Below are 22,394 nucleotides of genomic sequence, written 5' to 3'. Positions count from 1 at the left end.
ATGCCACCGCATTTCCTCGATGGTCAACCCCACGGCCATGTCGACCGGCCCAAGCGCGCACGCCGGCCGGGCGAGCCGTTACGCGTCGGGGTCGGCGGACCCGTCGGCTCGGGTAAGACCGCGCTCGTGGCGGCGCTGTGTCGCCAGCTGCGCGACCAGCTGTCGCTGGCGGTGCTGACCAACGACATCTACACCACCGAGGACGCCGACTTCCTGCGCCGCCATGCCGTGCTGCCCGACGCGCGGATCGCCGCGGTGCAGACCGGCGGGTGCCCGCACACCGCCATCCGCGACGACATCACCGCGAACCTCGACGCCATCGACGACCTGATCGCAGCGAACTGCGGACCGGCTGAGCGGCTGGACCTGATCCTGGTGGAGTCCGGCGGCGACAACCTCACCGCCACCTTCTCCTCCGGTCTGGTCGACGTGCAGATCTTCGTCATCGACGTCGCCGGCGGTGACAAGGTGCCGCGCAAGGGCGGTCCTGGCGTGACGTACTCGGACCTGTTGGTGATTAACAAGATCGACCTGGCACCGCTGGTCGGTGCCGACCTCGACGTGATGCGCCGGGACGCAGCCGCGGTGCGCGGTGAGCGCCCCAGCGTGTTGATCTCGCTGACCGAGGACCCGGCGGCGACCCCGGTGCTGGCGTGGGTGCGCGAGCAGCTGCAGGTGCCGGTCTAGTGCGCTCCGGCGTCGTCATCGTCGCCGCGCCCGGCCGCCGGCCGCGCATCGAGTGCACCGGGGGTCTGGCCGCGCGCCACACCGAGGCCGACACCGTGCACCTGGTGTCGGCCGCGGCCACCCCGCTGGGCGGTGACGCACTCGATATCCGCGTCGTCGTCGAGGCGGGCGCGCGGCTGCGGGTGCGCAGCGCGGCCGCGACGGTGACGCTGCCGGGTCCCGCGACGGTCGAGTCGCACGCGGTCTGGCACCTCGAGGTGGCTGGCGACCTCGACCTGGACCCGGAACCCACCGTCGTCGCCGCGGCGTCACATCACATCAGCGCCACCCGGCTGACGTTGACCGGGTCGGGCCGCGTCCGGCTACGCGAACGCGTCCAGATCGGCAGATTCGGTGAACGCCAGGGATTTTGGTCAGGGTCCTTGCACGCCGACGTCGACGGCTCGCCGTTGCTGCGTCATCGCGTCGAGCTCGGCAACGGCTCGGTGACCGACGACGACCTCGGTGCACCGCTCGCGGGTGTAAGTGAACTGCATTATCCGCACGGCGTCGCCGACACCGCGGGGCTGCCGCTGACCCTTGCCGGCGGCGGCTGCCTGTCGACCTGGCAGGGGGAGCGGCTTTAGATCGCCATCGCGGCGCGCACGTCGGTCTCCGAAGCCGAGCCGCCGGCGCCGCTGGAGGTGAGCCGCCCGGCCTGCAGGATGTAGTAGCGCTGCGAGGACTGCAACGCGAACCCGATGTGCTGTTCGACGAGCAAGACACCGAGGTTTCCCCGGCCGGTCAGATCGGTGATGGCGGACTCGATCTCGGCCACCACCGAGGGCTGGATGCCCTCGGTCGGCTCGTCGAGGATCAGGCATCTGGGGCTGGTGATCAGCGCGCGTGCGATCGCGAGTTGTTGACGTTGCCCTCCTGAGAGCAGGCCGGCCTTGCGGGTCAGCAGTTCTGTGAGGGCGGGAAACAGGTCGAGTTGCTCGTCGATGAGTTGCCTGCCGTTCTTGCGCCCGTCGGCCACCACCTGGAGGTTCTCCATGGTGGTCAGGTGTCCGAAGGACTGTTGGCCCTGCGGTACGTAGGCAAGCCCGCGCGCCACCCGGGCGCTCGGCCGCAGCCGGGTGATGTCCTCGCCGTCGAAAAGCACCTTGCCCGCAGTGCATTTGAGCAGTCCGACCGCGGCCCGAAGCAGCGTGGTCTTACCGGCCCCGTTGTGTCCCATGACCGCGGCCACACCCTCGCGGGGCACCTCGATGCTGACACCGTGGATGACTTCGGAGCGGCCGTAGCCGCTGCGGATGTCGACGAGGTGCAGCATCAGCGGTTCTCCTCGACGAGTGGTGCCCCCGCGGCGGCGGTGCCCAGGTACACCTCCTGCACCTTCGGGTTGGCCTGAACGTCGGCGACCGTCCCGTCGGCGATCACCTGGCCGCGGGCCAGCACGGTCACCGACGTGGCGAAGGCCCGCATGAAGTCCATGTCGTGTTCGACGACGACGACGGTGCGCTGGGCTCCGATGCGCCGCAACAGGTTCCCGGTTTCCTCGCGTTCCTCATGGCTCATGCCCGCGACGGGCTCGTCGAGCAACAGCACGTCGGCGTTCTGCACGAGCAGCATGCCGATCTCCAGCCACTGCTTCTGGCCGTGGGCCAGCACCCCGGCGGGCCGGTCGGCATGACCGGTCAGCCCGATCGTCTCGAGCGCCTCCTCGATGGCGGGCAGCACCCCCTTGCGGCGGCGCAGCAGCGTCCACGCCGAGCGGCCCGCGCCCGCCGCGATGTCCAGGTTCTGCAACACGGTGAGCTGCTCGAACACGCTGGCGGTCTGAAACGTGCGGCCCACTCCCAGCCGGGCGATCTGGTGCACCTTCTTACCGAGCAACTCGACGCCGGACTTGTTGACCGATCCGGTGGCGCTGACCAACCCGGTGACGGCGTCGATGACGGTGGTCTTGCCCGCCCCGTTCGGCCCGATGAGAAAGCGCAGGTCACCCTGGAACAGGGTGAGGTCGACGTCGCTGACCGCCGTGAACCCGTCGAAATCGACGGTGAGGCCCCGGATCTCGAGATACTCGGTGCCCATGCCTGCGTTGCCGCCCGCGACCGGTCGGGTTTGGGTCCTCATGTCGATGCGCCCACCTTCTGGCTGTCGGGTTCTGGATCGGGTTGGGCCACCGGTTGGGGTCCCGGCGGCGGTTGGGTCCGGCGTGACCGCCGACGCGTGAACACCGTGCCCAGGCCGGCCAGACCGGCGGGCAGAAACCCGACCACCACGATGAACAACAGGCCCTGGGCGTATATCCACTCCGACGGGAAGCGTTCGGAGAACACGGTTTGCGCCCACGCGACGCCGATGGCACCGAGTACCGGGCCCAGCAGCGTGGTGCGCCCGCCGATCGCCACGCCGATGAGGAACGCGATCGAGGGCAGGATGCCGACCTGTGAGGGGGCGATGAAGCCGACGATCGGCGCGAACAGTGCGCCGGCGATGCTGGCGAACAGCGCCGCGACGGTGTATGCGACGACCTTGATGTTGGCCGGGTCGTAGCCCAGGAAGCGCACCCGCTCCTCACCGTCGCGCACGGCCACCAGCAGCTCGCCGTAGCGGCTCACCATGAGCTGGCGCGCCGCGGCGACGACGATCAGCAGCACGGCGGCGGCGATGAAGTACAGCATCCGCCGGTTCACCGGGTCGTTCAGCGCGAAACCGAAGAAGGTACGAAACCTGTTGAGCCCGTTGCTGCCGCCCAGGCTGGTCTGCCCGACGAGCAGGATCGCCATGGCCGCCGCCAACGCCTGCGACAGGATCGCGAAGTAGGCGCCCTTGACCCGGCGTTTGAACACGCCGAGGCCCAGCGCCGCGGCGATCGCGGTGGGCGCCAGCACGATCGCGGCGAGCGTGAAGACGGGGGAGGCGAACGGCGCCCAGTACCCGGGCAGTTCACGCACCCCGGCGATCTGCATGAAATCCGGCACGTCGTCGCCACGCAATTGCGCATCGGCGATCTTGAGGTGCATACCCATCAGGTAGCCGCCGAGGCCGAAGAACACGCCCTGGCCCAACACCAGCATGCCGCCACGGCCCCAGGCCAGCCCGATGCCGACGGCCACGATCGCAAAGCACAGGAACTTGGCCAGCAGGCTGAGCCGGAAATCCGACAGCAGCGCGGGTGCGACCGCGAACAGCAGCACGGCCGCGACGCCGAAACCGGCCCAGGTCTGCCAGCGGCCCAGCAGGGTTTTCACGCGAGGCTCCTTGTCCGGACGGTGAACAGGCCCTGCGGGCGGACCTGCAGGAAGATGACGATGATCACGAACAAGATGACCTTGGCCAACGACGCGGTGGTGTTGTACTCGATGAACGAGTTGGCAAAGCCCAGCGCGAACGCCGCGATCACCGTGCCCTTGAGCTGGCCGAGCCCGCCGACCACGACCACCAGGAACGCGTCGATCAGGTAGCTCTGCCCGATGGTGGGGCTGGTCGAACCGATCAGCGTCAACGCCACCCCGGCCACGGCCGCCAAACCCGAGCCGACGAAAAACGTGGTGACGTCGGTCCTGCGCGACGAGATCCCGCTGGTCTCTGCGAGGTCGCGGTTCGCCACCACCGCCCGGATGCGCCGTCCCATCGGGCTGAACTTCAACACGGTGGCCAGCGCGGTGACACAGACGACGGCAAGCACCAGGATGAAGATCCGCGTTCTGGGCACCACCGCGCCGAAGATCTCCACCCCGCCCGACAGCCACGCCGGGGCGATCACGTTGACGGCGGGCGCGCCGAAGATGTCGCGCGCCACCTGTTGCAGCACCAGCCCGACACCGAACGTCACCAGCAGCGTGTCCAGCGGGCGGTGATACATCCGCCGGATCAGCGTGGCCTCCAGCAGCGCGCCGAGCGCCCCCCCGATGACAAACCCGGTCACCAGCGAGATCAACAGCGATGCACCGGCATTGGTGACGATCGTCTGCACCACGTAGGCGGTGTAGCAGCCGGCCATGATGAATTCGCCGTGCGCCATGTTGATGACGCCCATCTGCCCGAACGTCAGCGACAGTCCCAAAGCGGCCAGCAACAGGATCGAGCCGAGGCTCAATCCCGTTGCCAACTGCCCGATCAGGACATCCATGCCCGGCTCAGCTGGACAGGCCGGCCGCCCACGGATAGCTCTTCAGATACGGGTCCGGCTCGATCGGGCCGGGGGATTGCCAGATTGTGTAGATCAGCCCGTCGGGCCGGATCTCCCCGATGCGGGCGGTCTTGGTGATGTGGTGGTTCTCCCCGTCGATCGTGACCGGGCCCTCCGGCGCGTCGAACGTCACGCCGCCCGCATTGTCCTGAATAGCCTTGACGTCGAACGACTTCGCCTTTTCGGCGGTGTTCTTCCACAGGTAAACCGAGACGTAGGCGGCCTCCATCGGATCCGACGTGGGCTTGTCGGCGCCGTATTTGTCCTTGTACGCCTTGACGAATGCGTTGTTGACCGGATTGTCGATGGTCTGGTAGTAGTCCCAGGCGGTCAGCTGACCGGTGATGTTCTGCACCCCGATTCCGCCGATCTCCTCCTCGGCGATCGAGACGGACACCACGGGCATCTCCTGCGGCGTCAGGCCGACGTTGCGGTACTCCCGGAAGAACGCCACGTTGGAGTCACCGTTGAGGGTGTTGAACACCGCGTCGGCGTCGGCGCTGCGGACCTTGTTGACGATGGTGGAGAAGTCCGTCGAGCCCAGCGGCGTGTAGTCCTCGCCCTTGATCTCGATGCCGTTGGCCTCGGCATAGGCCTTGATGATGCGGTTGGCGGTCTGCGGGAACACGTAGTCGCTGCCGACCAGGTACAGCGACGTGACGCCCTTCTCCTTGAGGTAGTCGAGCGCCGGGACGATCTGCTGGTTGGTGGTGGCGCCGGTGTAGAAGATGTTCTTCGACGACTCCAGCCCCTCGTACTGCACCGGGTAGTACAGCAGCGAGTTCGCGCTCTCGAAGACCGGCAGCATGGCCTTGCGCGACGACGACGTCCAGCCGCCGAAGACCGCGGCCACACAGTCGCTGCTGATCAGCTTCTCGGCTTTCTCGGCGAACACGGTCGGTTCGGATGCGCCGTCCTCACCTACGAGTTCGATCTGCTTACCCATCACCCCGCCGGCGGCGTTGATCTCCTCGACGGCCAGATCGATGGCGTTGCGCACGGTCACCTCGGAAATGGCCATGGTGCCCGAAAGCGAGTTCAGCGCTCCTACTTTGACACTGGGCCCCGAGGTGTCGACGCACGACTCGGCGCCGGCCGATCCGGATTCACCTGCCTTGCTTCCGCAGCCGGTCAGTACCAGGCCCGTCGCGGCGGCGATGCTTCCGGCCACCAGCGCTGAGCGTCGTAGAAGTCGCATGAACAGCCTTTCCCTTTATCTCCCGCAGACACCGTGCGGTTGTCGATTCGGGACGTTAGAGCGGCTGTGTTTCTGCCAAATGTCTATATGTGACGAACAAATTAACCTGTCGCCGGCCCAGGCCGAGTTCGCGCGAATTCACGCGCGCGAGTACCGCGCCGGCACAACGCCATTGAGCGGTGCGCTAGACCGCGGCTTTCTGGTTGTCCTGCACCGACGCCGCGATCTCCTCGAGTTCCTCGATCCGGGTGCGGGCATAGGCCTGCTGCTCGGTGATGGTGAGGTTGCCGCGCTGGGTCGACAGGAACGTCACGGTCCAGGACACCAGCGTGGTGAGCTTGCGGCGGAAGCCGACCAGATAGATCAGGTGCAGCACCAGCCAGGCCAGCCAGGCGATGAACCCGCCGAACTCCAGCGGGCCGATCTTGGCGACCGCGGAGAACCGCGACACCGTGGCCATCGAGCCCTTGTCGAAGTACTGGAACGGCTCACGCTGCGCCGAGTCGGCGCCCTTGAGTTCGGCCTTGATCGCTTCCGCGGCGTACCTGCCGCCCTGAATGGCCCCCTGCGCCTGACCCGGCACGCCTTCGACGTACGCCATGTCACCGACCACGAACACGTTCGGATGTCCGGGAATGGACAGGTCGGGCAACACCACCACGCGTCCGGCCCGGTCGATCTCCACGCCGGACTGTTCGGCGAGGTCGCGGCCCAGCGGGCTGGCCGACACACCGGCCGACCACACCTTGGTCGCCGATTCGATGCGCCGGATGGTGCCGTCGGCGTCCTTGACGGTGATGCCGTTGCGGTCGACGTCGGTGACCATCGCGGAAAGTTGGATGTCGACGCCCATTTTCTCCAACCGGGCCTTGGCCTTGTTGCCCAGCTTCTCGCCCATCGGGGGCAGCACCGCAGGCGCAGCGTCGAGCAGAATCACCCGCGCAGTGGTCGAATCAATATGGCGGAACGCACCTTTGAGCGTGTGATCGGCCAATTCGGCGATCTGCCCTGCCATTTCGACGCCGGTTGGTCCCGCGCCGACCACGGTGAAGGTCAGCAGCTTCTCACGGCGGGCGGGATCGCTGGACCGTTCGGCCTGTTCGAACGCGCTGAGGATGCGGGCCCGCAACTCGAGGGCGTCGTCGATGGACTTCATCCCCGGCGCCCATTCGGCGAAGTGGTCGTTGCCGAAGTAGGACTGCCCGGCGCCTGCGGCGACGATCAGGGAGTCGTACGGCGTGACGTAGGTGTGGCCGAGCAGCTCCGACCTCACGGTCTGGTTGGCGAGGTCGATGTGGGTGACGTCGCCGAGCAGCACCTGGCAGTTCTTCTGCTTGCGCAGGATCATCCGGGTCGGCGGCGCGATCTCACCCGACGGGATGATGCCCGTCGCGACCTGGTACAGCAGCGGCTGGAACAGGTGATGGGTGGTCTTGGCGATCAGCTTGACGTCGACATCGGCCCGCTTGAACCTTTTGGCAGCGGTCAACCCGCCGAACCCTGATCCGATGATGACGACTTTGTGCCGATCAGATGCAGTGGCTCCGGGATGGCTCATAACAGGGCTCCTCGACGGTGCTTCACGTGCAGTTCTACCCACCACGGTAGCGGTCTGAACCTCAGATCGACGATTCCGTACGGTGTGGCATTTCCCACGTCAGGCGCTCAACATTAGCCGCCGAGAAGGGGCTTGAGAAGCTCGCCGACCGCGGTGACGCCGCCCGGCTGATATCCGTTGAGGCTTGTCACCGGGCTCAGGATCACACCGTCGACACCGGCGTCGAGAACTTTGTCCTTGAGCTGCTCGACGATCTGCTCGGGACTGCCGTATACGGCCTTCTGCTTGAAATCGTCGGGAATCACGTCGGCCGTGGCGTTTTCGTCGATGATCGCGACGACGAGCATGCTGGTTTCCAGTGTGGCCGGGTCACGGTCGATCTCGGCGCATCGCTCCTTGATCACCTGCAGCTTGCGGGGCAGCTCGTCGAACCCGGCGATGATGTTGAGGTGGTCGAAGTGCCGCACGGCAAGGGGAATCGTCTTCTTCTCGCCGCTGCCGCCGATCATCAGCGGGATGTGGTCGCGCAGCCGCGGTTCGGCCATCGCCTCCTGGGTCTGGTAGTACTTGCCCGAAACCGTGGGCCGCTCGCCGCGCAGCATCGGCAGGATGATCTGCAGCGCCTCGTCGAGCTTGTTGAACCGGTCGGTGAAGGTGCCGAATTCATAGCCCAGGCTGTCGTGTTCGAGCTCGTACCAGCCGGTGCCGATGCCCAGCACCGCACGGCCCTGGCTGATCACGTCGAGCGTGCTGATGATCTTGGCCAGCAGCGTCGGGTTGCGATAGGTGTTGCCGGTGACCAGCGTGCCCAGTTGAACCCGCTCGGTGGCCGTGGCCAACCCGCCCAGCGCGGTGTAGGCCTCGAGCATCGGCGCGTCCGGGGTGCCCAGCCCGGGCAGTTGGTAGAAGTGGTCCATCAGGAAGACCGAGTCGTACCCGGCCGCCTCGGCTTCCTGCGCCTGGGCGATCACCGTCGGGAAGATCTCCGCAATACCGGTGCCGTAGGAAAAGTTGGGGATCTGGAGTGCGAGTCGAATGGTCACGCAGTATTCCTACCGTGGCACCGGCCGATTCATTCCCTTCCGACCGCGGCACCCTGGCTGACGTGCAGGGTCTGTCCGGTGATGTGGCGCGCCGCGGGTGTGGTGAGGAACAGCGCCAGCCGAGTGGTCTCTTCGGTCGCCGTCGGCGTGGTGCGCGACAGCCCGGCGTAGCCCGGTTCGGCGCTGCGGCCGGCGGCGATCGCGTTCACCGTGATCCCACGGGTGCCGAAATAGCCCGTCTGTCCGGCCGTCCAGTCCGCCACCGCGGCTTTGATGGCCGCCTCGGCGCTGCCGTCACCCGGATGCGCCGGTATCACCGTGACGATGGACCCGCCTGAGCGCAGATGGTCGCCGAGGACCTGCACGGTCAGCACCGCCGAGAGGACGGTGGAGTCGAGCGCGTGCCGCCACGCCGCGGCGTGATCGGACAGCGAGTAGGTGCGCGGATCGCCCACGTCCCAGCGCGGGGCGGGCACGTTGACGATCGTGTCCAGGTGGTGGGGGAACTGTCCCCGGGAGTCTTCCAGGCTGGCCGGATCGGTGTTGTCGACCACGATCGCGTCGACATCGAGTTCTTTGGCGGCAACCTCCAGGTCGGCGCGGCGCGCGCCGGCGATCACGACCCGATGTCCGGCGTCGCGGAAGCCTTCCGCGATCGTGCGACCCAGATCGGTGTCACCCCCGGTGACCAGGACCTCCATCGCAAGGACCTCCTCTGTGATATCGCTGAATCCCAGCGAACGCCGCCAATGTTACTGGACAGTAGCTAAAGGACGAAACAGGCGCGCGGACGGTTGGCCACGGCGTGCCGCATCAATGCGGATGAGGTGTCTTAAGGTTTGGCTGTGACGCGCGAAGCGGCCCCGGTTTGAGCACGTCAGCGGCTCTGCCGCGGTGGCTCTACGTGCCCGCCGCGGTCGGCGCGCTGTTCGTCGCGGTGCCGTTGGTCGCGGTGGCGGTCAAAGTCGACTGGGCGAATTTCGGGTCGCTGATCAGCAGCGACTCGTCGGTGACGGCGTTGCTGCTCAGCCTGAGAACCGCAACGGCCAGCACCGTCCTGTGCCTGGTGTTCGGCGTCCCGATGGCGCTGGTGCTGGCCCGCAGCGACAGCGCGCTGGTCCGCATCGTGCGCCCGCTGGTGCTGTTACCGCTGGTGCTGCCGCCGGTGGTCGGGGGTATCGCGCTGCTGTACGCGTTCGGCAGGCTCGGTCTGCTCGGCAGGTACCTCGATGCGGCCGGTATCGACATCGCGTTCACGACGACCGCCGTCGTGCTCGCCCAGACGTTCGTGTCGCTGCCGTTTCTGGTGCTGGCGTTGGAGGGCACCGCGCGCACGTTCGGCACCGAGTACGAGGTGGTGGCTGCGACGCTCGGCGCCGGGCCGACCACGGTGTGGTGGCGGGTGTCGTTGCCGCTGCTGGCGCCGGGCCTGGTGTCGGGGGCGGTGCTGGCGTTCGCGCGCGCGCTCGGTGAGTTCGGCGCCACCTTGACCTTCGCGGGTTCGCGGCAGGGCGTGACGCGCACGCTGCCGCTGGAGATCTATCTGCAGCGGGAGAGCGACGCCGACGCGGCGGTGGCGCTGTCACTGCTGCTGGTCGCCGTGGCCGCTGTCGTGGTGGTCGGACTGGGCAGCAGACGGCTGCGGGGTACCAGTGCCTGGTAGTCCACCGTGACCGGGATCAGCGTGCGGGCCGTCGTCGAAAACCGCGGTCTGGACGTCGAATTCGACGTTGCGGCGGGCGAGGTGCTGGCGGTGCTCGGCCCGAACGGCGCGGGTAAGTCGACGTCACTGCATGTGATGGCCGGGCTGGTGCGTCCCGACGACGGTGTGGTGCGAGTGGGGGAGCGGGTGCTCACCGACACCCGGGCCGGGGTGCACGTCGCGACCCACGACCGGCGGGTCGGCCTGCTGATGCAGGACCCGTTGCTGTTTCCGCACCTGAGCGTCGCGGCCAACGTCGCCTTCGCGCCGCGCAGCCGGCGACCCGCCCACTGGCTGAGCGAGGTCGACGCCGCGGACCTGGCCGAGCGGATGCCGCGTCAACTCTCGGGCGGGCAAGCGCAGCGGGTGGCGCTGGCGCGCGCGCTGGCCGCCGAACCCGAGGTGCTGCTGTTGGACGAGCCGCTGGCCGGGCTGGACGTCGCCGCCGCGACCGCCGTGCGCAAGGTGCTGCGCAAAGTGCTGGGCCGCGACGGGCGCTCGGCCGTGCTGATCACCCACGACATCCTCGACGTGCTGACGCTGGCCGACCGGGTGATGGTGCTGGAGTCCGGCCGAATCGCCGAAACCGGCTCGGCCGCAGCGATATTGGCCACGCCGCGCAGCAGGTTCGGCGCCCGGTTCGCCGGGGTGAATCTGGTCAACGGTCTGGTGGGCGCCGACGGCGCGCTGACGGCGCAAACGGGCACATCCTGGTACGGCACCCTGGAAGCCGACCTGGCCGCGGGCGATCCCGCGGTGGCGCTGTTCTACCCCGCCGCCGTCGCGGTGTATCGCGACCGACCTCACGGCAGCCCGCGCAACACCATCGAGGTGACCGTCGCCGAACTCGACAGCCGCGGCCCGGCGATCCGGGTGCGCGCCGAGGACCAACCCGACGGTGCGCCGGGGCTGGCCGCCGACATCACCACGGAGTCCGCGGCGGAGCTGCGTTTGGTGCCGGGGGACCGGATCTACTTCGCGGTGAAAGCCCAGGAGGTGGCGATCCATCCCAGCCCGTAACGCCGCCGGATGCCGCCGCGAAGACCCGGGTGAGGCGCCGACGCAGCGCCGACGACGCACCCCGGCGCAACGCGCGGGGACCTCTTGGTGTCAGCAACCGGACATTGACTCGGCTCTCTGGCAGTTCTGCGCTCACAGCAAGCGCGAAATTAAGCACAATAAGAGCAACTCACACTTGCGTCACGGCGGTAACACGGTAGTTTCTTCCCCATGGACCAGCCGGACGCGTTTGTTCAACACCGTAAGGGCATCTCAAGGACGCTGGCGACCGCCGTGTTGACCGGTGCCACCGCGGTGGCGCTCGCGCTGCCCTCGGTGGCGCAGGCGCAGCCCGAGCCCACCCCGCCGCCTCCGCCACCTCCGAGCGGTAACACGTTTCTGGAGGGGCCGCCTCCGCCGCCGCCACCGGCTGCGCCCGCGCCCCCTGCCGATCCGAACGCGCCTCCGCCGGCACCCGGCGTCGCACCGGCACCTCCGCCGCCACCCCCGGCCGACCCCAACGCGCCACCGCCACCCCCGGCCGACCCCAACGCGCCACCGCCACCCCCGGCCGATCCCAACGCGCCTCCGCCGCCACCGCCTGCCGATGCCGGCCGCGTCGATAACGCCGCAGGCGGGCTGAGCTTCGTCGTCCCCGGCGGATGGCAGGTCTCGGACTCGACCCAGCTGTCATACGGGCAGGCGTTGCTGACGAAGATCACCCCGGAAGGCGCCGAACCGCCCAACGACACCAGCATCCTGCTCGGGCGTCTGGACCTGAAGCTGTTCGCCGGCGCAGAGACCGACAACTCGAAGGCCGCGCAGCGCCTGGCTTCGGACATGGGTGAGTTCTTTATGCCGTTCCCGGGCACCCGCATCAACCAGGAGACAGTGGACCTGGATGCCGACGGGATGCCCGGCGTCGCCTCCTTTTACGAGGTGAAGTTCACCGACACCAACAAGCCCAACGGCCAGATCTGGGCCGGCGTGGTCGGCGAGGCCACCGAACCGGGGACACCGCGCGGCCAGCGCACCCCGGATCGCTGGTTCGTCGTCTGGTTGGGCACCGCGAACAACCCGGTGCCAAAGGATCAGGCCGTCGCGTTGGCCAACTCGATCCGGCCCTTCACCGCACCTACGCCCGCGGCCCCTGCGGACCCGAACGCGCCACTGCCGCCACCGGATCCGAACGCGCCGCCGCCGCCGGCCGATCCGAACGCGCCGCCGCCGCCGCCGGCCGATCCGAACGCGCCGCCGCCACCACCGGCCGATCCGAACGCGGCGCCGCGGCCCGCTGTCGGCCAGCCTGTCCCGGTGGCACCGGAAAGCGCGCCGGGGATGCTGCCGCCCGCGTAATGCGGGTCAGCAACCCGACGTTGGGTCCTTAGGGCCCGACCCACGGCGGCTGGGCGTTGGCGACGTTCACGATGATGCAGTTCGTGCCGCCGAAGCCGAGGGCGCCTGCGGTCTGACACCGCTCGAAGTTGCCGTCGGGTGCGATCGGCCCGTCGCAGATCGTGCCGCCGCCCCACGGCGTCCAGCCCCCTTGGCAGCCGGCGTTGGCCGGTGCAGCGAGGGCGATGCTGCCCGCTGCGAGCGCGCCGATTCCCAGTGCTGCAAGTGCTTTCATCGGATCCCCTTCCCTACGCGTCCCGACCCCGTTATGTCCAGGTTACGCAACCGTTATGACATGCGAATGAGGATTTTCCCGACATCGGCGCCCCGACAGTGACCCAAGTCGCCGGGGCGGATGCGACGATGACGTGGTGAGTGACTCCACCATGACGGCGTGGCGGCTCACGGCGCCGGGTCCCATCGACACCGCCCCGGTGGAGCGCGTCACGGTGCAGATACCGCATCCGGGGCCCGGTGAACTGTTGGTCGCGGTGCACGCCTGCGGGGTGTGCCGCACCGACCTTCACGTCGCCGAGGGCGACCTGCCGGTGCATCGGCGCGGGGTGATCCCCGGTCACGAAGTGGTGGGGGAGGTCGTCGGCATCGGCCCGGACACCGCCGACGAGTTCGCCGTCGGCGACCGGGTCGGGGTGGCATGGCTGCGGCACACCTGTGGGCGGTGTCGGTACTGCGTGCGCGGCGACGAGAACCTCTGCCCGGACTCGCGCTACACCGGATGGGACGCCGACGGCGGTTATGCCGAATTCACCACGGTGCCAGCCGCTTTCGCCCATCACCTACCGTCGGGATACTCCGACGCCGAGTTGGCGCCGCTGCTGTGCGCGGGCATCATCGGCTATCGCGCACTGGCGCGCGCGCAGGTGCCCGCAGGCGGACGGTTGGGTATCTACGGGTTCGGCGGCAGCGCCCACCTCACCGCACAGGTGGCGCTGGCCAAGGGCATCGAGGTGCACGTCATGACCCGGGGGGCGCGGGCACGGGAGCTCGCGCTGGCGCTGGGCGCGGCATCAGCGCAGGGTGCCGCGGACAGACCGCCGGTGCCGCTCGACTCGGCGATCCTGTTCGCCCCGGTCGGTGAGCTGGTGCTGCCCGCGCTCGAGGCGCTGGACCGGGGCGGCACGCTGTCCATCGCCGGGATCCACTTGTCCGACATTCCCACGCTGAACTATCAGCGCCACCTGTTCCAGGAACGCCAGCTGCGGTCGGTGACGTCGAACACCCGCGCCGACGCCCGCGAATTCCTCGCCTTCGCGGGCGAACATCGCATCGACGTCACGACGCCGCGGTACCCGCTCGGCCGGGCCGACGACGCGCTCGGCGACCTGGCCGCAGGCCGCGTGTCGGGCGCGGCGGTGCTGATCGTCTAGAGCTCCGCCAGGGCGGCGCCGAGCCGGCCCGTCAGATCGCCGCGGCCGAACCGGTACATCGGCCCGGACCCGTCGGCCAGCAGCGCGCGCAGCCGCGCCACCCCGCGCGCACCGACCGGTTGCGCGGAGTCCAGTCGCCGCGCAACCGTGTCGATCAGCCCTTCTGCCGCAACGATGTTGGGCACATGCATCGGTATCCGCGACGACATCAGCGGCCCGCGGGAACGCGCGTCGCGAACGGCTGCCCGCAACGACCGCGCGACCGCGGTGCGTTCGGCCCGCGACGTCAGCCGCGCGTAGTGCACGCCGAGCGCGCTGCCTTCCGGCGCGCTCACGCCCACCGCGATCAGCCGGTCGAATCTGGCGGCCCGCAGCCGGGCCGTCAGGCGCGCGGCCAGCGGTGCGCGCCCGGTCGTGGACCGGCGCGCTCCCCTCGTCGACGTCGACGTCCAGTTGTCGATCATCAGTTCCTCTCGATTCCGGCATCCCCGACGAGATGACTATCAAACACGTTATGCCGGTCATGCATGACTAGTCAACGTCATTTACCGGTCACCGCCCGTATAGTGGGGGAATGCCCGCAACCCGCACGCGTTGGCTCGGTGACCACGAGTCCAAACCGGCACCCGCACCGCTGTGCCGGGTGCAGTCGCTGGTCAACACCTTCGAGCTGCCGTCGGGGCCCGACCGCCTCGTCGACCCCGCCGATGCGCGACCGTGGTTGATCGACCAGGGCCTGCTGGGGGCCGGCGCCGATCTGAGCGTCGCCGACCTGGAGTTGCTTCGCGGCGTGCGGGAAGCGCTGCGCGCCCAGCTGGTGCGCAACGCCGGTGGCCCCGCCCCGGACGAGGCCGCGTTGACGCCGCTGCGGACCGTCGCAGCCCGCGGCAGCGCGCGGGCCCAGGTCGGCGACGACGGTGACATCCGGCTGGCAGTGCCGGGGGACTCACCGGCCGAACGGCTCGTCGAACTGCTGCTGGTGATCCGCGACGCCCAGCGCGACGGCACCTGGGCGCTGCTCAAGGCGTGCGCCAACGATGAATGCCAGTGGGCGTTCTACGACAAGTCCCGCAACCACGGCGGTACCTGGTGCAGCATGTCGACCTGCGGCAACAAGCTCAAGAACCGGCAGTTCCGCGCGCGCAGGCGCGGGTCAGGTGGACAGGTGCCAGACCATGGCGGCGGCCAGCGCGCCGAGCCCGTTGAGTGACCAGTGCAAGGCGATCGGGGCGATCAGGCTGCCGCTGCGGCGACGCAGCCAGGTGAACACGAACCCGGCGACCGCGGTCGCCACCACCGCCAGCGCGACGCCGGCGACCGTGCCCAGCCAACCGCCGCCGAACACCGCGCTGAAGCCCACGTTGCTGGCGGTCAACCCCAGTGAGGTCGCGATGTGCCAGAGCCCGAACAGCAACGATCCGGCGGCGGCCACCCCGCGGAAACCCCAGGCGCGGTCCAGCGCGCCCTGCAGCACCCCGCGGAAGGCCAGTTCCTCGGGAATGACGGTCTGCAGCGGAATGATGATCATCGACGCGATCAGCGCGCCCGAAATCGTCGCGTAGTTGTTGTTCATGAACAACGGCCTGGTCCACGGCAGCATCGCGCCGATCGCGATGACCGACACCACCACGGCGACGGCGGCCAGGGCATAGCCGGCGCCCGAGCGCCACTGCGCGCGGCCCAGCCCGAGTTCGGTCCAGCCCAGGCCGCGGGAGCGCACCAGGATCAGCAGGCCGACCGCGGCGGCAGGCACGACGGCGATGCTGGCCCACGGGGTGGTGAAGTGGGCGATGAGGTTCGTCAGCGCCAACACCACGATGACGACGCCGATATCGACGTAGGTGCGGAAGCGATGCAGCGCGGACAACTGCTCGATCAGCGGGTGCGGCGGGTTGGCGACCACGGCTTCGGCGGCTGGCACTGACACGACGACCGATTCTACCGGGGTTTTTCGCCGCGGGTGTCCTGGGACAGGGACGGTCCCTGGTAGTCGGGGTCCCATGTCCAGTCGGCGATCGCCGGGTCGTCTTCGCCGTGGTCGCGGGTGTATCGGCGGGCGGCGAGCCGGGCGTCGAGCATCCGTTGCCGCAGCCCCGCCGCCCGGCGGGCCAGCCCGTCCACCCGGTCGATGACGTCCATGACCAGGTGGAAGCGGTCGAGGTCGTTGAGCATCACCATGTCGAACGGGGTGGTGGTGGTGCCACGCTCCTTGTACCCGCGCACATGCAGGTGCGCGTGGTTGGTCCTGCGGTAGGTCAACCGGTGAATCAGCCACGGGTATCCGTGGTAGGCGAAGATCACCGGCTTGTCGGTGGTGAACACCGCGTCGAACTCGTGGTCGGAAAGTCCGTGGGGGTGTTCGGTTTCGGGTTGCAGCCGCATGATGTCGACGACGTTGACCACCCGCACCGCCAGCTCGGGCAGCTCGCGGCGCAGGATGTCGGCGGCGGCCAGGGTTTCCAGCGTCGGAATGTCGCCGGCGCAGGCCAGCACCACGTCGGGCTCACCGGCGGTGCTGCTGGCCCAGTCCCAGATCCCCAGGCCGCGGGTGCAGTGCGCGATCGCCTCGTCCATCGTCAGATACGTCAGCGCGGGCTGCTTACCCGCGACGATGACGTTGACGTAGTGCCTGCTGCGCAGGCAGTGGTCGGCCACCGACAGCAGCGTGTTGGCGTCCGGCGGCAGGTACACCCGAACGACTTCGGGACGCTTGTTGGCGACATGGTCGATGAAGCCCGGATCCTGATGCGAAGCGCCGTTGTGGTCCTGACGCCAAACATGCGATGTCAGAAGGTAATTCAACGAGGCGATCGGCCGTCGCCACGTCAACGCCCGGCTGCTGGACAACCATTTGGCGTGCTGGTTGAGCATCGAGTCGACGATGTGGACGAACGCCTCGTAGCAGTTGAACAGGCCGTGCCGGCCGGTCAGCAGGTAACCCTCCAGCCAACCCTGGCACAGGTGCTCGGAAAGCACTTCCATCACCCGCCCGTCGGGGGCGAGGTTCTCGTCGTCGGGGCTGATCTCGGCCAGCCAGGCCTTGTCGGTCGCCTCGTAGACCGCCGACAGCCGGTTGGAGGCGGTTTCGTCGGGCCCCATCAACCGGAACCGGTCCGGGTTGCGCGCGATCACGTCCCGCAGAAACATGCCCAGCACCCGGGTGGCCTCGGCGGTGCCGCTGGCGGGGGTGGCCACGTCCACCGCGTAGTCGGTGAACGGCGGCAGGTCCAGGTCACGCAGCAGCAGACCGCCGTTGGCGTGCGGGTTCGCGCTCATCCGGCGCTGCCCCGCCGGGGCGCAGGCCCGCAGTTCGGGCCGCAACCCGCCGAGCTCGTCGAACAGCTCGTCGGGTGCATAGCTGCGCAGCCAGGACTCCAGCGCGGCGCGGTGCTCGGCGTTGGTTCGTGTCTCCGACAGCGGCACCTGGTGCGCCCGCCAGGTGCCCTCGACCTTCTTGCCGTCCACCTCCTTGGGTCCGGTCCAGCCCTTCGGCGTGCGCAGCACCACCATCGGCCACAGCGGCCTGCCCGCCTCACCGTCGAGTCGGGCCGCCCGCTGGATCGCCGCGATCTGGTCGAATGCCTCGTCGAACGCGGTGGCCAGCTGTTGGTGCACGTTGGCCGGGTCGTCACCGGCGACCGTGATGGGCCGGTACCCGTAGCCGGACAGCAGCGACTCGAGTTCCTCCTGCGGAATGCGCGCCAGCACCGTCGGGTTGGCGATCTTGTACGAGTTGAGGTGCAGGATCGGCAGCACGGCGCCGTCGGTGACCGGGTCGAGGAATTTGTTGGAATGCCAGCTGGCCGCCAACGGGCCGGTCTCGGCCTCGCCGTCGCCGATCACGCAGGCGACCACCAGGTCCGGGTTGTCGAACGCCGCGCCGTAGGCGTGCACCAGCGCGTATCCCAGTTCGCCGCCCTCGTGGATCGAACCGGGTGTCTCCGCAGCGACGTGGCTCGGTATTCCACCGGGAAACGAGAACTGGCGGAACAGCTTTCGCATCCCGTCGGTGTCTTCGGTGATCGGCGAGTAGACCTCGCTGTAGGTGCCCTCGAGGTAGGCGTTGGCGACCAGCCCCGGTCCACCGTGGCCGGGCCCGGTGATGTAGATCACCGACAGGTCGCGCTCGCGGATCACACGGTTCAGGTGGGCGTAGACCAGGTTCAGCCCGGGTGTGGTGCCCCAGTGGCCAAGCAGCCGCGGCTTGATGTGCTCGGCGGCCAGCGGTTCGCGCAGCAGCGGGTTGTCCAGCAGGTAGATCTGTCCCACCGACAGGTAGTTCGCTGCGCGCCAATAGGCGTCGATCGACGCCAGCTCATCGTCGGACAGCGTGGGGGACAGGGGCGCAGCGGTCATGATCTGCCCTAGGGTACCCCCGACGCCTGGGAAGTAACCCGATCGTCACCCACTACGCTCACGGTCGTGCTGGGGAGTCGGCGAGACGAAACGCCAGCGGCCGAGTCGCGTACCGGGCCGCTGGCGTCGGTGCGTGTGCTCGACATGGGCGGCGCCGAATCCGACGGTGTCAGCCGCTTGTTCGCCGACCTCGGCGCCGACGTGCTGAAGATCGAACCGCCCGGCGGGAGCCCGGCGCGCCGTGTCGGGCCGAGCGTGGTCGGCACCAGCGTGCAGTTCGCACTGCAGAACGCCAACAAGCGCAGCGCGGTGCTCGACCCGTCCGACGCCGCAGACCGTGCGCGGCTGATCGACCTGGCCGGCGCCGCCGACATCGTGGTGGACGGTGGCAACCCCGGTGCAGCGGCGGCGTTCGGCACGTCGTGCGCCGTGCTGGCGCAACGCTTCACCCACCTGGTCACGTTGTCGGTCACCGACTTCGGGACCAGCGGGCCGCGGGCGTCGTGGCGGGCCACCGACGCGGTGCTGTACGCGCTGTCGACCGCGTTGTCGCGCACCGGACCGACATCGGGCACCCCGGTGCTGCCGCCCGTCGGTATCGCGTCGGCGACGGCGGCGGCGCAGGCCGCCTGGGCTGCGCTGGCCGCCTACTATCGCCGGTTACGCGACGGCACAGGCGATTACATCGACTTCTCCCGATTCGAGGGGGTGCTTCAGTCGCTGGATCCGCCGTTCGGGTCGGAAGGTCAGGCCGCCGTCGGCGTGAAACGGACCGACGAACTGTGGCGGGGACGACCACGCAACCAGCAGATCTATCCGATCTTCGGCTGCCGGGACGGCTACGTGCGCATCTGCCTGCTGTCCCCGCGCCAGTGGCGGGGCATGTTCGGTTGGCTGGGCGAACCCGAGCAGTTCGCCGACCCCAAGTTCGACACCATCGCGGCACGCTACGCCGCATCGCGCGACCTCAACGCCGCCATCGCCGAACTGTTCAGCGGCCAGACGATGACGGAACTGGTCGCCGAGGGGCAGGCGCGTGGTGTTCCGATCGCCGCCGTGCTCAGCCCCGCACAGACGTTGGCCTCCAACCACTTCCGCCAGGTCGGCGCGCTCACCGACACCGAACTGGCCCGCGGCGTCGAGGCGGTCGTACCTGCCGGGCCGTTCGTCGTCGACGGCAACCGCGCCGGGCTGACCCGACCGGCACCGGCGCCCGGCGCCGACGACGCCGCGTGGACCGACACCACGCCGCGCCCGGTCAGCGGCGGCGAAACCATCAGCCGGCCGTTCGAGGGCATGCGCATACTCGATCTGGGCGTCATCGTCGCAGGCGGCGAGTTGGGCCGGCTGTTCGCCGACCTGGGCGCCGAGGTCATCAAGATCGAGAGCGCGGCCTATCCCGACGGTCTGCGCCAGGCCCCGCCGGGCATGGCGATGAGCAGGTCATGGGCGTTGACGCACCGCAACGAGTACGGCCTGGGCCTGGATCTGCGCCATCGCGACGGCGCGCAGGTGTTCGCTGCGCTGGTCGCCCAGTCCGATGCGGTGTTCGCCAACTTCAAACCCGGAACGCTTGCCTCACTTGGCTTCTCGTATGACCGGCTGCGTGAGCTCAACCCGGCCATCGTGCTCGCCGAGAGCAGTGCGTTCGGTGCGACCGGTCCGTGGAGTGCCCGGATGGGTTACGGCCCGCTGGTGCGCGCCACCACCGGCGTGACATGGCTGTGGACATCCCCGGATGCCGGGCCCGGCGAATTCTATGACGCCACCACCGTATTCCCCGATCACGTCTCGGCGAGGATCACCGCGATCGCGGCGCTGGCCGCGCTGGTGCAGTGCCGCGCCAGCGGAACCGGTGCGCACGTGCACATCTCGCAGGCCGAAGCCGCGGTCAACCAGTTGGCGACGGTATACGCCACCGAATCCGCCCGTGCCGCAGGCCTGCCGGTGCTCGACGACGCGGTGCAACACGGGGTGTATCCGTGCGCGGGTGAGGACGAATGGTGTGTGGTGTCGCTTCGGTCCGACGACGACCGGGCTGCCCTGGCCACCGTGGTCGACGGTGATCTGGCGCAGTGGACCCGCACCCGCGACAAGACCGACGTCGCGAACGCGCTGCAGCGGGCCGGAATTGCCGCGGCACCGATGAACCGGGCCGTCGACGTCCTCACCGATCCGCAGGTCCGGTTCCGCAAGCCCTACACCGATATGGCGCATCCGCTGTTCGATGCGCCGATGCCGACCGAGACGGGTCCGGCACCGTATGCCAATATCGCGCCCGCAGAGCTGCGGCCGGCTCCGATGCCGGGCGAGCACACCCGCGAAATATGCCAGAAGGTACTCGGTTTGACGTCGCAGGACACCGATCGGCTGATCGCGCAGGGCGCACTGTTCACATACCGAGAAAGGCCATGATGGACCCGAGGACACCCGTGCTGATCGGCTACGGCCAGGTGAACCAGCGCGAAAACGACCCGACCGTGGAACCCGTCGATCTGATGGTGGCGGCGGCCCGCGCGGCAGGCGATCCGCGCCTGCTCGAGGCCGTCGACGCGGTACAGGTGGTCAACCTGCTGTCCTGGCGCTACCGCGACCCGGGACTACTTGTGGCACAGCGTATCGGGGCCGGCGCAGCCCGCACGCGATACACCGGCATCGGCGGCAATGTGCCGCAGTCGCTGGTCAACCAGGCGTGCCTGGACATCCAGCGCGGTCGCGCCGACGTGGTGCTGATCACCGGTGCCGAAACCTGGCGCACCCGGTCGCGCCTGCGGGCCGCGGGCACCAAGCCCGACTGGACCAGACAAGACGATTCGGTACCGCTGCCCGAGGGCGCCGACGAGAGCGTGCCGATGGCCGGGCCCGCGGACACCCGGATCAAACTGGACCGGCCGGCCTACGTCTATCCGATGTTCGAACAGGCGCTGCGCATCGCCGCCGGGGAGACACCCGAGAACCATCGGCGCCGCATCGGTGAGCTGTGGGCTCAGTTCTCCGCCGTGGCAGCGGGCAATCCCCACGCCTGGAGTCAGCAGGCTCGCTCGGCCGAGGAGATCTGGCAACCCGCACCGGACAACCGGATGGTCAGCTGGCCCTACACCAAGTTGATGAACTCCAACAACATGGTCGATCAGGGTGCGGCGTTGATCCTGGCCGCCGCGGACAAGGCCAGGACGCTGCAGGTTCCCACCGACCGCTGGGTGTTCCCGTATGCCGGCACCGACGCCCACGACACCTACGACATCGGTGAACGCGCGGAGTTCTCGGCTTCGCCGGCGATCCGGATCGGCGGGCGGCGTGTGCTGGAGCTGGCCGACGTCGGCATCGACGACGTCGACGCGGTCGACGTGTACTCGTGCTTCCCGTCGGCAGTGCAGGTTGCCGCCAACGAGTTGGGGCTGCCGCTCGGCGACCCCGGCCGTCCGCTCACGGTGACCGGCGGACTCACGTTCGCCGGCGGTCCGTGGAACAACTACGTCACCCATTCGATCGCCACCATGGCCGAGCACCTGGCCGCCAATCCCGGTGAGCGGGGTCTGGTCACCGCCAACGGCGGCTATCTCACCAAGCACAGTTTCGGCGTGTACGGCGCCGAGCCGCCGCGACACGAATTCCGTTGGGAAGACGTTCAATCGGCGGTTGACCGCGAACCGGTCCGGTCCGTGATCGTCGAGTGGGAAGGGGTGGGCACCGTCGAGACGTGGACGACACCGTTCAGCCGTGACGGGGCGCCGGAGAAGGCGTTCCTCGCGCTGCGCACACCCGACGACGCACGCGTGCTCGCGGTCATCACCGATCCGATCGAGGCCGCCGAGACCGTGCGCGGCGACATCGCAGGCGCCAAGGTGGCGGTCAACGCCGACGGCACCGCGACGCTGCGGTAGA

Annotated in this window: 21 protein-coding genes; 9 read left to right on the top strand and 12 right to left on the bottom strand. The window is 68.9% G+C overall.

All coding sequences use genetic code 11. The annotated features are described in order from the left end of the window. Both ureG and K3U96_RS12690 read left to right on the top strand, forming a co-directional pair. On the top strand, positions 1 to 687 hold the full coding sequence (gene ureG / locus K3U96_RS12695) for an urease accessory protein UreG (RefSeq protein ID WP_069406813.1): 687 nt from the start codon (positions 1 to 3) through the stop codon (positions 685 to 687). Then, on the top strand, positions 687 to 1,313 hold the full coding sequence (locus tag K3U96_RS12690; protein WP_069406812.1) for an urease accessory protein UreD: 627 nt from the start codon (positions 687 to 689) through the stop codon (positions 1,311 to 1,313). Before ureG ends, K3U96_RS12690 begins: the two co-directional genes overlap by 1 nt. Here K3U96_RS12690 and urtE read toward each other — a convergent pair. The 8 genes from urtE to K3U96_RS12650 all read right to left on the bottom strand — a co-directional run bounded on the left by urtE (position 1,310) and on the right by K3U96_RS12650 (position 9,370). Next, positions 1,310 to 2,002, bottom strand: a complete 693-nt coding sequence (gene urtE, locus K3U96_RS12685; RefSeq protein ID WP_220693224.1) for an urea ABC transporter ATP-binding subunit UrtE — start codon at positions 2,000 to 2,002, stop codon at positions 1,310 to 1,312. The two genes, K3U96_RS12690 and urtE, sit on opposite strands and share 4 nt — an antisense overlap. After that, positions 2,002 to 2,808, bottom strand: coding sequence for an urea ABC transporter ATP-binding protein UrtD (gene urtD, locus K3U96_RS12680; protein WP_069406810.1), 807 nt, complete (start codon positions 2,806 to 2,808; stop codon positions 2,002 to 2,004). Before urtD ends, urtE begins: the two co-directional genes overlap by 1 nt. Then, positions 2,805 to 3,929, bottom strand: a complete 1,125-nt coding sequence (gene urtC / locus K3U96_RS12675; protein ID WP_220693223.1) for an urea ABC transporter permease subunit UrtC — start codon at positions 3,927 to 3,929, stop codon at positions 2,805 to 2,807. The genes urtD and urtC overlap by 4 nt, the downstream gene beginning before the upstream one ends. Continuing rightward, positions 3,926 to 4,810, bottom strand: coding sequence for an urea ABC transporter permease subunit UrtB (urtB, locus tag K3U96_RS12670; protein ID WP_069406808.1), 885 nt, complete (start codon positions 4,808 to 4,810; stop codon positions 3,926 to 3,928). Before urtB ends, urtC begins: the two co-directional genes overlap by 4 nt. Before the next feature lie 7 nt (positions 4,811 to 4,817). Continuing rightward, the gene (gene urtA, locus K3U96_RS12665; protein ID WP_220693222.1) at positions 4,818 to 6,068 is read right to left on the bottom strand and encodes an urea ABC transporter substrate-binding protein; all 1,251 of its coding nucleotides are present in this window, start codon (positions 6,066 to 6,068) and stop codon (positions 4,818 to 4,820) included. A gap of 184 nt (positions 6,069 to 6,252) precedes the next feature. Beyond that, entirely contained in the window at positions 6,253 to 7,626 is a 1,374-nt protein-coding gene (locus tag K3U96_RS12660; RefSeq protein ID WP_220693221.1) for a type II NADH:quinone oxidoreductase Ndh, read from the bottom strand. Between the two features lie 113 nt (positions 7,627 to 7,739). Next, complete coding sequence (locus tag K3U96_RS12655; protein WP_069406805.1) at positions 7,740 to 8,669, bottom strand: LLM class F420-dependent oxidoreductase; 930 nt, start codon at positions 8,667 to 8,669, stop codon at positions 7,740 to 7,742. Between the two features lie 29 nt (positions 8,670 to 8,698). After that, complete coding sequence (locus K3U96_RS12650; RefSeq protein WP_220693220.1) at positions 8,699 to 9,370, bottom strand: SDR family oxidoreductase; 672 nt, start codon at positions 9,368 to 9,370, stop codon at positions 8,699 to 8,701. A gap of 167 nt (positions 9,371 to 9,537) precedes the next feature. Between K3U96_RS12650 and K3U96_RS12645 the strand changes: the two genes are divergently transcribed. The 3 genes from K3U96_RS12645 (at position 9,538) to K3U96_RS12635 (ending at position 12,726) form a co-directional block, all read left to right on the top strand. After that, positions 9,538 to 10,332, top strand: coding sequence for an ABC transporter permease (locus tag K3U96_RS12645; protein WP_220693219.1), 795 nt, complete (start codon positions 9,538 to 9,540; stop codon positions 10,330 to 10,332). 6 nt (positions 10,333 to 10,338) lie between these two features. Continuing rightward, positions 10,339 to 11,391, top strand: coding sequence for a sulfate/molybdate ABC transporter ATP-binding protein (locus K3U96_RS12640; RefSeq protein WP_069406802.1), 1,053 nt, complete (start codon positions 10,339 to 10,341; stop codon positions 11,389 to 11,391). A 210-nt stretch (positions 11,392 to 11,601) separates the two neighbouring features. Continuing rightward, positions 11,602 to 12,726 carry an alanine and proline-rich secreted protein Apa gene (locus tag K3U96_RS12635; RefSeq protein ID WP_220693218.1) on the top strand — a complete coding sequence of 375 codons (1,125 nt, stop codon included), beginning with the start codon at positions 11,602 to 11,604 and terminating at the stop codon, positions 12,724 to 12,726. A gap of 28 nt (positions 12,727 to 12,754) precedes the next feature. Here the strand turns inward: K3U96_RS12635 and K3U96_RS12630 are convergent, their stop codons facing one another. Next, the gene (locus K3U96_RS12630; protein ID WP_069405870.1) at positions 12,755 to 13,000 is read right to left on the bottom strand and encodes a CDGP domain-containing protein; all 246 of its coding nucleotides are present in this window, start codon (positions 12,998 to 13,000) and stop codon (positions 12,755 to 12,757) included. A gap of 151 nt (positions 13,001 to 13,151) precedes the next feature. Between K3U96_RS12630 and K3U96_RS12625 the strand changes: the two genes are divergently transcribed. After that, positions 13,152 to 14,153: a zinc-binding alcohol dehydrogenase family protein gene (locus K3U96_RS12625; protein ID WP_220693511.1), complete on the top strand. Its 1,002-nt coding sequence runs from the start codon at positions 13,152 to 13,154 to the stop codon at positions 14,151 to 14,153. Here the strand turns inward: K3U96_RS12625 and K3U96_RS12620 are convergent. Beyond that, positions 14,150 to 14,617: a hypothetical protein gene (locus K3U96_RS12620; protein ID WP_230982444.1), complete on the bottom strand. Its 468-nt coding sequence runs from the start codon at positions 14,615 to 14,617 to the stop codon at positions 14,150 to 14,152. The genes K3U96_RS12625 and K3U96_RS12620 overlap by 4 nt on opposite strands. 110 nt (positions 14,618 to 14,727) lie before the next feature. On the opposite strand from K3U96_RS12620, the gene K3U96_RS12615 reads away from it, so the two are divergent. Then, positions 14,728 to 15,363, top strand: a complete 636-nt coding sequence (locus K3U96_RS12615; protein ID WP_220693217.1) for a CGNR zinc finger domain-containing protein — start codon at positions 14,728 to 14,730, stop codon at positions 15,361 to 15,363. Here K3U96_RS12615 and K3U96_RS12610 read toward each other — a convergent pair. Then, complete coding sequence (locus K3U96_RS12610) at positions 15,307 to 16,080, bottom strand: CPBP family intramembrane glutamic endopeptidase (RefSeq protein ID WP_230982443.1); 774 nt, start codon at positions 16,078 to 16,080, stop codon at positions 15,307 to 15,309. The two genes, K3U96_RS12615 and K3U96_RS12610, sit on opposite strands and share 57 nt — an antisense overlap. 11 nt (positions 16,081 to 16,091) lie before the next feature. Beyond that, complete coding sequence (locus tag K3U96_RS12605) at positions 16,092 to 18,509, bottom strand: phosphoketolase family protein (RefSeq protein WP_220693216.1); 2,418 nt, start codon at positions 18,507 to 18,509, stop codon at positions 16,092 to 16,094. Positions 18,510 to 18,575: 66 nt separating this feature from the next. Here K3U96_RS12605 and K3U96_RS12600 point away from each other — a divergent pair, with 66 nt between their 5' ends. Both K3U96_RS12600 and K3U96_RS12595 read left to right on the top strand, forming a co-directional pair. Further along, complete coding sequence (locus K3U96_RS12600; RefSeq protein ID WP_268928481.1) at positions 18,576 to 20,924, top strand: CaiB/BaiF CoA-transferase family protein; 2,349 nt, start codon at positions 18,576 to 18,578, stop codon at positions 20,922 to 20,924. Then, positions 20,924 to 22,393: an acetyl-CoA acetyltransferase gene (locus tag K3U96_RS12595; protein WP_220693508.1), complete on the top strand. Its 1,470-nt coding sequence runs from the start codon at positions 20,924 to 20,926 to the stop codon at positions 22,391 to 22,393. Before K3U96_RS12600 ends, K3U96_RS12595 begins: the two co-directional genes overlap by 1 nt. Position 22,394 lies beyond the last annotated feature (1 nt).

This window comes from Mycolicibacterium holsaticum DSM 44478 = JCM 12374 (assembly GCF_019645835.1).
GTDB classification, from domain to species: Bacteria; Actinomycetota; Actinomycetes; order Mycobacteriales; family Mycobacteriaceae; genus Mycobacterium; species Mycobacterium holsaticum.
The sequence above is the reverse complement of the archived record's forward strand: the minus strand, read 5'-3'. Positions and strand labels throughout refer to the sequence as shown.